This window comes from Citromicrobium sp. JLT1363 (assembly GCF_000186705.1).
In the GTDB taxonomy this organism is placed as follows: Bacteria; Pseudomonadota; Alphaproteobacteria; order Sphingomonadales; family Sphingomonadaceae; genus Alteriqipengyuania.
This window is the reverse complement of record NZ_AEUE01000003.1, coordinates 211,691-225,936: the sequence shown is the minus strand read 5'-3', so window position 1 is coordinate 225,936 and position 14,246 is coordinate 211,691. Positions and strand designations below refer to the sequence as shown.

Below are 14,246 nucleotides of genomic sequence, written 5' to 3'. Positions count from 1 at the left end.
AGCCAGGAACTTCCGATCACGGCGCGGCACCGGCGAACCGACCGAGCACTGTGAATAACGGAAATTGCAGGGAAAAATGGCACCCACACTGCTGCGCCGCGCGCCATCGTACAGACGAATTCGCAGGGGGTTTTCGGTGCGGCGGGTACGGGGCCGCCGGCCGGGCGGTCGGGTTTTCGGTGACTGAAGGCCGGGCGAATCGCGTCCGCTAGGACGCCCGCGCCGTGCGCTGCAGGATCATCCGCTCGATATTCGCAGCGTCCGAATCACTGTCGGCCGCCCGCCTCAGATAGGTCTGGCGATTGATATCGTCCTTCGCCGCCAGATCGCGCATCATCCGCGCCTTCTCTCTCAGCGACCTGAGCGTATCGTACATGCTCTGCTCGAGCAGTTCGTCCTGCCGCTCGGCCAGCGAGGCCTGCGTGTAGCCATGGCCGGTATGGCAGCGAAACCGGCTGAGCGGCCCGTCCTCGATCCGCCACAGCACCCCGTTGCAATCGGGGCAGTTATAGGGGGAAAGCTCCCCGAGCCGGTCTTCGCTCGACATGCTGGCCTTCTCCAGTCCCGCGATCATGATTTCCAGCTTGATGGCATCGGACGCTTCCTGGCCCGGCCCCGCCTCCTGCGCCACCAGCGAGGACAGCGCCTGGCCGATGGCACCGGCTTTTTCGATCAGCTCGGGCTCGCCCGCCGCGCTGATCGCGGCGCGCGGCATGCCGGGCGAGGTGGCATCATTGGGGTCCTGCACGATCACGCGACCGCCGGTCGACAGGACGGCCCTGCACCCTGCCGCGCCATCGTCCAGATAGCCCGAAAGGATCACCGCCGTGGTCCGCGACTGGCCGAACACGGCGAGCGAGCGGAACAGCGGATCGATCGCGGGGCGGAAATTGTTTTCCTTCGGCCCACCGCGCAGATGGACGTGGCCATCGCCCACCAGCATGTGCGTATCGGGCGGCGCGAGATGCAGGCAACCATGCCGGATGGGGCAGCCGTCCTCCGGCTCGATCACCTCGATCGGGCTGCGCCGACGCAGGATGTCGAGCAGGTGGCCCGCCTCATTCCTGCGGTGAAGAACCACGAACAGCGAAGCGGGTTCTTCGGGCTCGAAGCTATCGAGCAGGTTGAGCAGCGCGGGCAGGCCTCCCGCACTGCCGCCGATCCCGATCAGGTCACGCCGTGCCATCGGAACGACCACGCTTGCCAGAAATGATTTGCGCTATGCGGGCCATGATCGCGGCGGGCGACGCGGGTTTCGCCAGAAAGGCCCGGTCGTCCAGCTTGTCCGCCAGATCGAGTTCGCTGCCATAGCCCGACACCACCAGGAAGGGGATGGCGCGGCTTTCGAGCAGCTCGATCAGCGGGGTCGCTTCCTCGCCGTCGATGTTGAAATCGACCACCGCGAAATCGAGCTTCCGGCCCTCGATCGCCTGCCGGGACTGCTCGAGATCGTGGAATGGCCCGATGACATCGCACCCCGCCCCGACCAGCGCATTCGCATATTGCTCCGCCACCAGCCACTCGTCGTCGAGGACCAGGATGCGGGCACCCTCCAGCAGATCGAAATCGACATGCGGCAAGGAAGACGCTGGTGAAGCGGTGTTGTTCCGGTCGGCTGCGGAGCCGGGCAGGATCCGCTTGCTCGGTATCGCGCAGGTTACCCTCAGCCCCTCAGGCGCGAAATCGATCTCCGTCTCGGCGCCCATTTGCGCACGCAGGATGCGTTCGATCACCGTCGAGCCGAACCCCTTGCGTTCCGGTTCGCGCACCGTCGGGCCGTCACTTTCCTCCCACACCAGATCGAGGACGGGATCCCCACCCTCGCGGTCCGCCTCGCGCCATCCCCAGGCCACGCGCAGGGCCCCGTCGGGCACCGAAAGCGAGCCGTATTTCATGGCGTTGGTACACAATTCGTGCAGCGCCATGGAGATGTTCTGCGCCGCACTGGGCGTCAGGCTGACGCGGGGCCCCTCGATCGCGATATTCTCGATATCGGCGGATTGGCTCAGCTCGTCCTCGACCAGCGACCTCAGATCCGCGCCCTGCCAGCGTGCTTCCGCCAGCAGGCTATGGGTGCGCGCCATCGCATAGAGCCGCTTTTCGAACGAGGCACTGAACGTCTTGAAATCGGGAGCGTTCGCTCCGGTGATCTTGGCGATGGAGAGGATGATCGCCAGGATGTTCTTCACCCGGTGGTCGAGCTCTCGCATGACGAAGCTGTTCTGCTCCTCGGCGATCTTGCGCTCGGTAATGTCGGCATTAATGCCGATCACGCGGGTGCGGTCATTCTCGACAAAACGTTCCCCCCGGCCATCCAGCCAGGCCAGCTTGCCGTCCGCCCGCGTCAGCCGGAATTCCTCGTCGAAGGGCACACCGGTGGCAATGGTCTCGTCCAGCGCCGTGCGAACGCGTTCGACATCGGAGGGATAAATCATGTCGAAGAAATCGGCGGCAGATGGTTTTGTGCGCGAATCCCCACGGCCGATCATTTCGCGCAGGCGTTCATCCCACACGACGTTGCCGGTGGTGGCATCGTACTGCCACACGCCCATCTCCGCCGTCTTGATCGCCATCGAGAGGATCAGGCTTTCGCGCGCGGTCTGATGCTCGCGCTGGACCTGCTTGATCGTGGCCGCGGCAACATTGGCGGCGGCATTGAGGATCAGCAGGTCTTCCTCGCGGAAATGGTCCGGATCGCGGTCGTGCAGGCCGACAACGCCCCACGGTTTGCCACCGATTTCGATGACGCAGCTGATCCCCGAGGATACCTGATTGTCTCTCAGGAGAGGGGGAGCCTCGAACCGGCGTTCGCTCTGGAAGTCGCGGACCAGGACCGAGTGTTCCTTCACCGTGTAGCCCGCCTGGCTCTTCACACTATCCGGCACCGTCGCCTCGCCGATCATGCCGTCGGGCCAGCCCGCTCCGCCTACCAGCAGGAATTGCGAGCCGCCTTCGTCATAGGCGAGAACCTTGGAATAGTCGCAATCGTAGGCGACCCGCAGAACAGCACAGAACTCGTTGAGAAAGGCCTGGAGGTTGCGCGCGGCCAGCCCCTTCTGGCCAAGGTCGGCGATAATCCTCTGCTGGCGTTCGCGCTCGGTAAGGCGGGCTGCGATCTTCGCCTGTTCGGTGATGTCCGCATAGGTGACGACCACGCCATGGATCCGCTCGTCCGCAGTACGGTACGGCTGAACCCGGCGCAGGTACGTTCGATCATTGTCGGAAACGATCTGCTTTTCGGACACTGCAAGATCGTCGAGCGTGCTTGCGATATCGTCGAACAGGCTGGGGTCGTCCGCCTTGAAGGCAAGTTCGGTGACGGGACGGCCGATATCGCTATCGCGCAGCTCGACCAGTTCGCGCATGCTGGGGGTGAAGCCGCTGATCTTGAGTTCCGGCCCCAGGAACAGCACGGGAAGCTTGGTACTGGTCAGCAGGTTGCGAAGATCGTCGGAGGATTTCTCTACCTCCTTGATCTTTTCCTCGAGCTGGTTGTTGACCGTGACCAGCTCTTCGTTGAGCGACTGCAATTCCTCGCGGCTGGTTTCCAGCTCTTCGTTGGCGGACTGCAGTTCCTCATTGGCGGCCACCGCTTCCTCGTGGCTCGCCTTCAGTTCCTCGTTGGAGGTCTCGAGTTCCTCCACCGTCGTCTGCAAGTCCTCCTGCACGATCGCCAGTTCGTTTTCGAGCTGGCGGACATATACGGAATCGTCGCTCTCGCTCGCCGGCGGGGGGGCGGCCCCGCTTTCCTCGTCCTCGATAAAGCTGATGAGGAAAAGCGCGCCATCGTCGGCCTCGATCTTCACGCATTCGAGGCACACCGAGGTATCCCTGTCGGAATAGCGAATCCGCGCGCTGCGATGCGAGGGCGTTTCCCCGGCGGAGACCGCCCTGATGGCTTCACGGGCCCGGCCGCGCAGGGGCGGCGGCAGAACATCGAAGATCGAGTAGGAGGGCGAACCCTCGGGCTGGTCGATGAACCGGCGAACGGGCCCGTGGAAGTAGACGATTTCACCATCCGCCTTCACTGCGACCGACGCAGGGGTGTAGCGCTCGACGAGCGAGCGGCGGATCTGGGTGGTCAGATCACGCTCGCGGTCCCGCCGGATCGACCGCGGCGACGATGCGGATGGCATGTCGGCAGCACGCTCGCTGCGCGGGCTGAGCCGTGCGATCGAGCGGCCGGCCTTGCGGCCAAATATGTGCGCCGCCGAATCGACCAGGCTGAATTCACGCTGCCTCGAGCCACTGGTCTCTGAGGTGCCCAGCACCAGAAAGCCCCCTTCCTTCAGCGCGAAGTGGAAGGTTTCCAGCAGCTGTTCCTGATGTCTCTGGTCGAGATAGATAAGCAGATTGCGGCAGCTGATGAGATCGAGCCTGGAAAACGGCGGGTCGGTCAGCAGGTTCTGCCGGGCGAACACCACCTTTTCGCGCAGGTGCTTGCGCACGCGGTAGCCTGAGTTTTCCCGCTGGAAGTACCTCTGCAGCCGTTCGGGGCTCACCTCGTCGACGATGTTGGGCCGATAGAACCCCTCCCTGCCCTGCGCGATGGCATCGGTATCGAGGTCGGTCGCGAAGATCTGCCAGTCGCAGCGCTTGTCGGTCAGTCGGCACTGTTCGTCCATCAGCATCGCGATGGTGAAGGCCTCTTCGCCCGTGGAACAGGCAGGGATCCAGATGCGAACCGGCTCCCTGGCTTTCGCCTGCCGATCGATCAGCGGAACGAGCGCTTCCTTCGTCACCGCTTCCCAGACTTCGCCATCGCGGAAGAACGAAGTTACATTGATCAGCAGATCGTCGAACAGCCGCTGCACCTCGTCGGCGTTCTCGCGCAGGTGGGCGATGTATTCCGCCAGCGTGTCGAACCGCAGCAGGCTCATCCGCCTGCGCAACCGGCGCGAAATCGTCCCGCGCTTGTAGGGGCCGAAATCATGGCCCATGCGCGCCTTGAGCAAGGCGATCACGCTGCCGATATCCTGCCCGCTGAACCCGCCCTCTTCCGGGGCATCGCGCAGACGGCTGGCGATTTCGACGATGTTCGATCCCAGCTTGGCCAGATCGCCCACCTTGTCGACCGCGTCAGCCTCGATCGCGGCACGTGGCATGCCATCGTAGAGCGCGGTCTCCGGGTCTTGCGCCAGCGCCACGCCGCCCGCGTCCCTGATCGCCTTGAGCCCGGCCGTACCGTCGTTCCCCGTGCCCGAGAGGATGACGCCGACAGCGCGTTCCCCTGCCGTCTCGGCAAGCGAACGCATGAAATGGTCGATCGGCATGCGCAGTCCGCGCGGCTGCGTGGGGGCCTCCACGAACAAGCCGTCGTCGACGATCGTGAGGAAGCTGTCGGGCGTAATCACATAGATGTGCCCGCGCTCCACGGCGATATTCTTGTTCGCTTCGAGAACCGGAAGATTTGCCGCCCGGCCAAGAATGTCGCCCAGCTGGCTATCGTGATCGGGAGCGAGGTGCTGGATGACGACGAAGCTTGCCGGGGTCTCCGCCGGAATCTCCGAAACGAAGGCCTGCAGCGCTTCTATCCCACCCGCAGATGCACCGATGGCGACCACCGGGTGGTCGAACCCCCTCTCGCTTGTCCCCTGTTCCTCCAACATCGTTCTTTAGTCTGCCCCGACACAGGCGCCATGGATCGGATCGGACGCACATGAAAATTCGATTGAGAATAGCGCATCCGAGCCGCTTGCGCGAGCCGCCAGTGAAACAAATTGTTGCGCTTGTTTGGAAAATCAGCGCACGGGCGCTTCGCCAGGCCCTGCCAGGCCGACTTCCTCGGCCTGCGGATTGTTGGGGACCAGAATCAGCGTCCCCTCTTCAACCCGCCATTGGGCCAGCCGGCTGAGCAGGTTCATCCCGATCACATTGGTCTCGCCGATATTGGGGGCGATCACCGCGTCGAGCCCGAAGGCAGCGACATTGCCGAAGCGCAGTTCGTCCACCGTGGTCGTGCCGACACGGATCGTTCCGTTCGCGGTGGTCATCATCACCGGCAGTCGGTCGGTCCGTTCTTCGAGCCCGGCCGCCTCGGCCGTGCTGGCGGAAATCGCGGTCAGCGTGGCTCCCGTATCGACCAGGAAGCGCGCGGGCACGCCGTTGACCTCTGCATTCAGCCAGTAGTGCCCGTCGGGCGACAGCGCGACGCGGGTTTCTCCGCCGACAACGCTCTGTTCGGGCAGGCCGATATCCGACATTGCCACATCGAAGCGCGGATCGAGCCGGGCGAGCTGAAGCACGATCAGCACCAGCACGCCGCACAGCACCAGCGTGCTTCCCGTGCTCAGCAGGCGGCCGGGAAAGATGTCGCGCCGCGCGAGCGCCCCGCCCAGCCAGCCCAGGACAAGCGCGGCCACGGCGATGATCAGCAGCCCGGATTGCGGGATGCTGCCAATGGTCGCGGCGAGCTGATCGAAGACGGCCTTCAGGTCCATGGGCGCTATATAGAACGGAGCGGTTCTCTATTCCATGAATGGGATGGTGTGGGAGAAGCTGGAACTCTTCGAGCTTGGCTTCCGGCATACTCTCATGAGGCGATCGCGCAAAATCAGGGCGCGCTGCGTAGTACGCTGGCTTCGGCCAGAACGACGCTGAAGCGCTTCTCGCTGTCGAGCCAGCGGTCGATCGGGGTCCACCCGCCCGCGAGCAATTGCTTGTCGGCACTGCGCGCGGTGAACTTGTGGCTGTTTTCGGTATGGATCGTCTCGCCCGCTCGCATCGAGAATTCTTCTCCGGCGATTTCGAACGCGATGTCGTCCTGCGCCACCAGATGCATCTCGATCCGCGCGAACTGATCGTTCCAGCGGGCCTCGTGCTCCAGCTTGTCCACCGGAATGGTGCCGTCCAGCTCCCGGTTGATGCGACGCGCGAGATTGAGATTGAATTCCGCCGTCACCCGCCCTGCATCGTCATACGCCGCTTCCAGCACGGCGACGTCCTTGATGAGGTCCATCCCCACCAGCAGCATGGCACCTTCGCCCAGCGTCTCGCGCATGGTGCGCAGAAGGTCGGTCGCGGTGCGCGGGACCATGTTGCCCAGCGTGCCGCCGGGAAAGAAGCCCAGCTTGGGCAGGTCTGCGACTTCGGCGGGCAATTCGACCCGGCGCATGAAGTCCGCCTCTACCGGATGGACCGGCAGGCCGGGGAACTTGGCGGCAAGGTCCGCCGCCGCAGCGCGCAGGAAATCGCCCGCAATGTCCAGCGGTACGTAGGCCGCCGGTTGGATGGCGCTCAGCAATGCGGGGGTCTTCACCGAGGAGCCGCTGCCGAATTCCACCACCGCGCGCCCTTTCCCGATCGCCTCGGCAAAGTCCGCGCCGCGCGTTTTCAGGATCTCGGTTTCCGCGCGCGCCGGATAATATTCCGGCACCTGCGTGATATCCTCGTAAAGTTGCGAGCCCGCATCGTCGTACAGCCAGCGCGCGGGGATCGCCTTCTGCGCCTCGCGCATGCCCGACAGCACGTCGGCGCGGAAGGCGCGGTCGACGCCCGCCTCGTCGAGATCGACGAGCTTGAGGCCGGAATTATCGGTCATCAGATGTCCTTCGCGAGCCTGAGGCCGGTGAACTGCCAGCGCTGGTGCGGATAGAAGAAGTTGCGGTAGGAGGCGCGCGAATGGCCGCGCGCGGTGGCGCAGCTGGCACCCTTCAGCACGAACTGCCCGCTCATGAACTTGCCATTGTACTCACCCACCGCGCCCTCGGCAGGCTGGAAGCGCGGGTACGGCAGGTAGGCGCTGCGGGTGAACTGCCAGCAATCGCCGAACAGCCCGTCGCTGCCCAGCGGTTGCGCCGGTCCTGCGCCGTCCAGCTGGTTGCCTTCGGCAGGATCGTGCGCCGGTGCCTCTTCGGCATGCTGCCCGCGCGCCACCGCTTCCCATTCGAACTCGGTTGGCAGGCGTGTGCCAGCGATGCTGCGGGCTGCCCAGGTAGCGAAAGCGTCGGCCTCGAAATACGAAATATGGGTGACCGGCGCATGCGGATCGCGCGGCTGCCATCCGGCGAGCGTGAAATGCTCGGGGGCCCCACTTTCGCTGGCCTCGCCATCGCGCCAGTAATCCGGCGCGGCGATGGCATTTTCGTTGACCCACGCCCAGCCGTCGGACAGCCACAGCGAGGCGTCTTCGTACCCGCCATCTGCGATGAATTCGTCCCACTCGGCATTGGTGACGAGCGTGTCGGCCAGCGCGAAGGGTTCCAGCAGCACGCGGTGGCGCGGTCCCTCGCAATCGAAGGCGAAGCCGTCTCCCTTGTGGCCCACCGCGCCGATCCCGCCGGGATGTTCGGTCCAGCCCCGGTCCCGCGCGGTTGCAGCGGGCAGCGGTCCGTCGAACATCGCCGGGCCGAGCGGATTCTGAAACAGCGCGTGCTTGATATCGGTCAGCAGCAGTTCCTGGTGCTGCTGTTCGTGCGCGATGCCCAGCTCGATCAAATCTGTGACGGCGGAATTGCCCAGCAGGGGCGCCATCGCCTCCGTCACAGCCGCACGCCATTCGAGGATTTCGGAGACGGTGGGGCGCGAGAGCATCCCGCGCCAATTGCGCGCGATCCGCGATCCTTCCGCCTCGTAGTAGGAATTGAACAGGAACGGCCAGCGCTCGTCGTGCAGCGCGTAGCCATCCAGATGGTCGCGCAGGAGGAACGTCTCCCAGAACCATGTCGTATGCGCCAGATGCCACTTGGCGGGCGAGGCATCTTCCATCGACTGGATGGTGGCATCGCTTTCGCTGAGCGGCGCGGCGAGCGCCTCCGTCAGCGATCTGGTCGCATGGAAACGCTCTTCGAGCGGGCTGTCCTCCGCCGATATTCGCAGGTTCGTTGAAGCCACGGACTCTCTCCCACCTGGCGAGCAATCCTGACCCACCCTAGAGACAGGAATGCGGCAGGGGAAACCCGGTTTCCCGAATTATCCTTTGCTTGGCCTAAAGCAGGTGGTGAAAGCCCTGCCGTGGGGAATTGGCGCGCGCGAAATTCCGCTCAGGCGGCCGCAGCGGAGCGGTCGACCTGCGGCTGCAGCATCTCGGCAATCGCGAAGGCCAGTTCCAGCGCCTGCGCCGCGTTGAGGCGCGGATCGCAGTGCGTGTGATACCGGCTGGAAAGCTCCGCATCGGTGATCGCCACCGCGCCGCCGACGCATTCGGTCACGTTCTGGCCCGTCATCTCCAGATGCACCCCGCCCGGGTAGCTGCCTTCGGCCCGGTGGACCGCGAAGACATCGGCCAGTTCCGCCTTGATGCGATCGAAAGGCCGCGTCTTGTAGCCGCTTTCCGATTTCACGACGTTGCCGTGCATCGGGTCGCTGCTCCACACCACGGGGTGCCCTTCGCGCCGTACGGCGCGGATCAGCTTGGGCAGGTTCGCTTCCACCTTGTCGTGCCCGTAACGGGTGATGAGCACGATCCGCCCGCTTTCGCGCGCCGGATTGAGCGTGTCGAGCAGCCGCAGCAGCACATCGGGATCGAGGCTGGGCCCGCATTTCACGCCGATCGGATTGCGGATGCCGCGCATGAATTCCACGTGCGCGCTGCCTTCGAACCGGGTGCGGTCGCCGATCCACAGCATGTGCGCGCTGGTATCGTACCACTGGCCGTTGCCCGGATCGCGGCGGGTCATCGCCTGCTCGTAAGGCAGCAGCAGCGCTTCGTGGCTGGTGTAGAAATCGGTGCCCTGCAGCTGGGGCAGCTCGCCCGGATCGATCCCGCAGGCGGCCATGAAATCGAGCGCTTCGGTAATCCGGTCGGCCATCGAATGGAACTTGTCCGACCACGGGCTGCGGCCCATGAAGTCGAGCGTCCAGTCGTGCACCTGCCGCAGGTTGGCATAGCCGCCGCCCGCATAGGCGCGCAGCAGGTTGAGCGTGGAGGAGGCCTGATAATAGGCGCGTACCATGCGCTGCGGATCGTTGCGGCGCGATTCGGGCGTGAATTCGATCCCGTTAACGTTATCGCCGAAATAGCTGGGCAGCGTGACGTCGCGCCCCTCTGCATCCTTCTGCGTCTCGGTATCGCTGGAGCGCGGCTTGGCGAACTGGCCCGCCATGCGGCCCACCTTCACCACCGGCAGCGATCCGGCATAGGTCAGCACCACCGCCATCTGGAGGATGACGCGGAACGTATCGCGGATCGTATCGGGCGCGAATTCGGCAAAACTCTCGGCACAATCGCCGCCCTGCAGCAGGAAGGCCTTGCCCGCCTCCACCTCGGCAAGCTCGCCCTTCAGCGCTTCGGACTCGCCCGCGAACACCAGCGGCGGGCACGCGCCCAGCTCCGCTTCCGCCTTGGCCAGCGCCTCGGCATCTTCGTAGGCAGGCAGGTGCTTCGCCTCGAAATTCGTCCAGCTTTCGGGGCTCCAGTCGGAAGCCATGATACTATGCTCTTTTTGGTTCGATCCGTTCGTGCAGGCAAGACGACTGGCAACTAGGATGCGCGTACGCAAGCCTATTTGTTCTTTCCCGCCTGTCGATCTGCCTTTGCCAGAAGGATCACTCGGCCAGTTCGGTCCCTTCGGGCACGATGGCAATCTCGATCGGTTCGCTGGCGAGATATTTCGCCGCCAGGGCCTGCATGCGCTGCGGGGTGGTCTGCGAATAATCGTTCAGCAGGCCGGATATCACCCGCAGCCGCTGCGGATCGCGTGTCGCGCCGCGCAGCTGCCACATCCAGAACCCGTTCCCGGTGGTCGCCCGCAGGATGGTCTGCCGCAGCGGCTCGGTCACGCGGGCAAGCTCGTCCGCGGTCGGGCCGTTGGTCGCAAGATCGGCGACGATCTCGTCGGCGGCAGCATAGAAGGCGGTGACGTCGCCGGGGCGCAGCTGTGCCAGCGCCAGGATCGTGCCCCCGCCGACATCGTCCATCGGCCAGTCGACCCGGACCTGCGGCGCATAGCTGGCACCCGCGCGTTCGCGCATCTCGTCGAACAGGCGGTTCATCACGACCTGGCCGAGGATTTCGAGCTGGCGCCCCTCCGCAATATTGGCGAGGCCGCTGCCGACCGGCCAGGCGACCACTGCGGCCGCCTGATTATTGTCGCCCCGGTGGTACAGCACCTCGCGCTCGCCCGCAGGCGGCGTGCCCGGCTGCGGCGCGAGCGTTGCAGGATCGATCGGCTGGTGTTCGGGCAAGGCCCCGAAAGAGGACTTCAGCGCCTCGATCGCGGTGGCCCGCTCGAAATCGCCGAAGATCAGCACCTCGATCTCGCCCTGCTTGAGCAGGGGCTCCCACACATCGCGGAAACCTTGCGCGCTGGTCTGCTCGATCATTTCCGGGCTGGGCGTCGCAAATCGGGGATCGCCGTCGCGGATCAGGGTTTCCAGATCGCGGTTGAGCAGGCCGCCCGGGCTGGTGACATAGGTATCATAGGCGAGCCGTGCCCCGGCCCTCGCCCGCTTGATCGGGCGCTCGTCCCACTCGGGCAGCGCGAGCTTGGCCGCGAACAGATAGAGCTGGTCGGCCAGATCGGCCTCGCGCGTGTCGGCGGAGAAGGTGAAGTTGGCGACGCCCACGGAGAAGTCGAAACCGAACTTGCGACCCGTCGCCAGCCGGTCGATATCTTCCTGGTCCAGCCCGGCAAACCCCGAACTGACGAGCGCCGCCTCACCCAGCGAGATATAGGGCGCTTCTTCCTCATCGAACGCGCGGATACCCGCTCCGAAGTGGACCTGCACCGCCACGCGGCCCGGCTCGGCTTCGTTCGGCCAGAGCAATGCGGTGACTCCATTCGCCAGCTCCACCCGTTCGATTTCCAGCACGCCCAGCGGCTGTGCGGAGACGACTTCGCCCGGCGCGCCGAGCTGCGGCAGCTCGTCGAAGTCCACCGTGCTCGCCGCGATCCGTGCGGAACCGTCCGCTTCGATCGGCTCGGCAAGCGCCATGCGCAGGTTCTGCGCGTCCGCTTCGCCCCCCTGGGGCGTGACATAGACACCGCGCACGACCTCGCCTGCGAACAGCGCCTGCGTGCGTTCGAGGATGGCCTGCGGGGTCACCCGCTCCCGCATGCCGCGAAAAACGTCGAGGATGGTCTGCGCGGATGCAACGGTTTCCCGGATATCGACCGCGTTGACGAGCGTGTCCGCCAGTTGCGAACCTGGCTCGACATCGGCCTCCTCGACCCCGGCGACGAAGGCGACATCGAATTCGGCGATCTCGCGTTCGAGCTCTTCTTCGGTCGGCGGCGTGGTCGTCGCATCGGCAATCACGCCGCGCACGTCGGACAGCGCGGCCTGCCAGTCCTCGGTCAGCGGCGCGAAGCTGACGAAGGTGACATCCGCGCTGCGGCTGACATCTTCCTGCTGCACCTGCGCATAGAGATAATCGCCCCCGCCACGCGCGCGCGCCTCCAGCCGCCGGTTGATGAGCGATTGCGCCAGCGCATCCATCAGCAGGCCTTCGTTGTAGCGGATCGTATCCTGCACCGGCTCCCACGGACGCATGATGGCGAAGGTGAGCGAACGCGGCAGATCGGGTTCCACCAGCACGGCGGTTTCGCCGACGGGGTTGTCGGGCGAGGTCCCTTCAGGGGCGGCCGGATCGCCGAAATCGGGCTCCTGCGATACGCCGCCTGCAACCTGCCAGTCGCCGAAATAGGTTTCGATCAGACGGGCGAGCGCCACCGGATCGGCATCGCCGGCCACCGCGATCACGGTTTCCTGCGGCCGGTACCAGCGTTCGTGGAATGCCTCGACCGCTTCGGCGCTGGCACCCATCAGCGTCGCCTCGTCACCGATCGGATTGCGATTGGCGAGACGCTGGCCGTTGAACAGCGTTTCCCGGCTTTCCCGTGCAACCCGCTCTCCCGGCCCGCCCCGCTCGCGCTTTTCGGCGAGCACGATGGGCACCTCGGTGCGCACGTTGGTTTCGTTGATGATCGGTTCCTGGATCATGCCCGAGAGCAGGCGGAACGCCTCGTCCAGCTTGGCGGGGTCCGCTTCGGGCAGGTCGAGTTGGTAGACCGTCTGCGTCGGGCTGGTGATCGCGTTGGTATCATTGCCGAAGGTCGCGCCGAGCCGCTGCCAGGTCGGGATCGCCTCCCCCACCCCGAGATAGCGGGACTGGCGGAACAGCAGGTGCTCCAGCAGATGGGCAAAGCCGCGCTCGTCATCGTTCTCGTGCAGCGAGCCGGCATCGATCCGGATGCGGATCGAGACCTGGCCGGGCGGCACGCCGTTTTCGCGGGTGGCATAGCGCAGCCCGTTGTCGAGCACGCCGAAGCGCCAGTCGCGATCGACCGGGATGTTGCTGCCTTCGTACAGCCACGGGGTCGCATCCGGCGCCTGAAGCGAAGTCGGAAAGGCGCGCGGTTCGACCGGCACCGTGGCAGGTGCCCCGGAATCCACGGTGGCGGGAACGGCACTCTCCGGCGCGGAGGCGACCGGAGGCGGCGTCTGTTCGGTCTGTACGCCGGGGGTCGCACAGGCCGCCGCAAGAAGGGGAGCGAACAGGGCGAGGCGGCGCAGGCCGGACGGAACAAAGTGCATAAGCCTGCCTATAGGGGGCCCGGAAGTGAAGGCCGAGTGAACAATGGGGCAAATCGCGCACGCAACCGCACGTGCTTGCAAGGATTGGGACGAGCGACCGCTTGCCGCGTTCCCGCCACGCCCCTACATCGCGGGTGCAATGTATATAGAAACCGAAACCACACCCAACCCCGCCACACTCAAGTTCCTGCCGCAGCAGCAGGTCATGTCCCAGGGCACGCGCGACTTCGCCAGCCCCGAAGATGCGGAGGCGAGTCCGCTTGCCCAGGCACTGTTCGACACCGGAGAAGTGACCGGAGTGTTCTTCGGCAGCGATTTCGTGTCCGTCACCAAGGGTGAAGGCGCGCAGTGGACCGACCTCAAGCCCCAGGTGGTCGCCATCCTGCTCGATCACTTCGTGTCCGAAGCGCCGCTGTTCCACGGCGGCAGCGCAGCGGGCATTTCCGTGCCTGCGGAAGAAACGATGGTCGTGGAGACCGACGCGGCAGATGCCGACATCGTCGACCAGATCAAGGACCTGCTCGAAACCCGGGTCCGCCCCGCCGTGGCGGGCGATGGAGGCGACATCGCGTTTCGCGGCTACCGGGACGGGGTGGTTCACCTTGCCCTGCAGGGCGCGTGCGACGGCTGCCCTTCCGCCACCGCCACGCTCAAGCACGGGATCGAGGGCCTGCTGAAACATTACGTGCCCGAGGTCGTTGAGGTACGCGCCGCCTGAGGCGGCCGCGAAAATCCCAGCCTCCCGAACAAGCAAGAAAGCCCCACCGCCC

General features: G+C 65.3%; 8 protein-coding genes. 1 reads left to right on the top strand and 7 read right to left on the bottom strand.

From position 1 onward, the window contains the following. Positions 1-208: 208 nt before the first annotated feature. From ADAD_RS0105680 to ADAD_RS0105650, 7 genes are all read right to left on the bottom strand, one after another. Positions 209-1,186 carry a chemotaxis protein CheB gene (locus ADAD_RS0105680; RefSeq protein ID WP_010410865.1) on the bottom strand — a complete coding sequence of 326 codons (978 nt, stop codon included), beginning with the start codon at positions 1,184-1,186 and terminating at the stop codon, positions 209-211. Further along, the gene (locus ADAD_RS0105675; protein ID WP_139020350.1) at positions 1,173-5,609 is read right to left on the bottom strand and encodes a chemotaxis protein CheB; all 4,437 of its coding nucleotides are present in this window, start codon (positions 5,607-5,609) and stop codon (positions 1,173-1,175) included. Before ADAD_RS0105675 ends, ADAD_RS0105680 begins: the two co-directional genes overlap by 14 nt. Before the next feature lie 132 nt (positions 5,610-5,741). Next, positions 5,742-6,440, bottom strand: a complete 699-nt coding sequence (locus tag ADAD_RS15605) for a retropepsin-like aspartic protease family protein (protein WP_010410859.1) — start codon at positions 6,438-6,440, stop codon at positions 5,742-5,744. Positions 6,441-6,553: 113 nt separating this feature from the next. Beyond that, entirely contained in the window at positions 6,554-7,540 is a 987-nt protein-coding gene (egtD, locus tag ADAD_RS0105665; protein ID WP_010410855.1) for an L-histidine N(alpha)-methyltransferase, read from the bottom strand. Continuing rightward, complete coding sequence (gene egtB / locus ADAD_RS0105660) at positions 7,540-8,832, bottom strand: ergothioneine biosynthesis protein EgtB (RefSeq protein WP_010410851.1); 1,293 nt, start codon at positions 8,830-8,832, stop codon at positions 7,540-7,542. Before egtB ends, egtD begins: the two co-directional genes overlap by 1 nt. Before the next feature lie 149 nt (positions 8,833-8,981). Then, on the bottom strand, positions 8,982-10,367 hold the full coding sequence (locus ADAD_RS0105655; protein WP_010410848.1) for a class II 3-deoxy-7-phosphoheptulonate synthase: 1,386 nt from the start codon (positions 10,365-10,367) through the stop codon (positions 8,982-8,984). A 118-nt stretch (positions 10,368-10,485) separates the two neighbouring features. Next, the gene (locus ADAD_RS0105650) at positions 10,486-13,476 is read right to left on the bottom strand and encodes a M16 family metallopeptidase (RefSeq protein WP_010410844.1); all 2,991 of its coding nucleotides are present in this window, start codon (positions 13,474-13,476) and stop codon (positions 10,486-10,488) included. Positions 13,477-13,615: 139 nt separating this feature from the next. Here ADAD_RS0105650 and ADAD_RS0105645 point away from each other — a divergent pair, with 139 nt between their 5' ends. After that, positions 13,616-14,194, top strand: coding sequence for a NifU family protein (locus ADAD_RS0105645; protein WP_010410843.1), 579 nt, complete (start codon positions 13,616-13,618; stop codon positions 14,192-14,194). Positions 14,195-14,246: the final 52 nt, after the last annotated feature.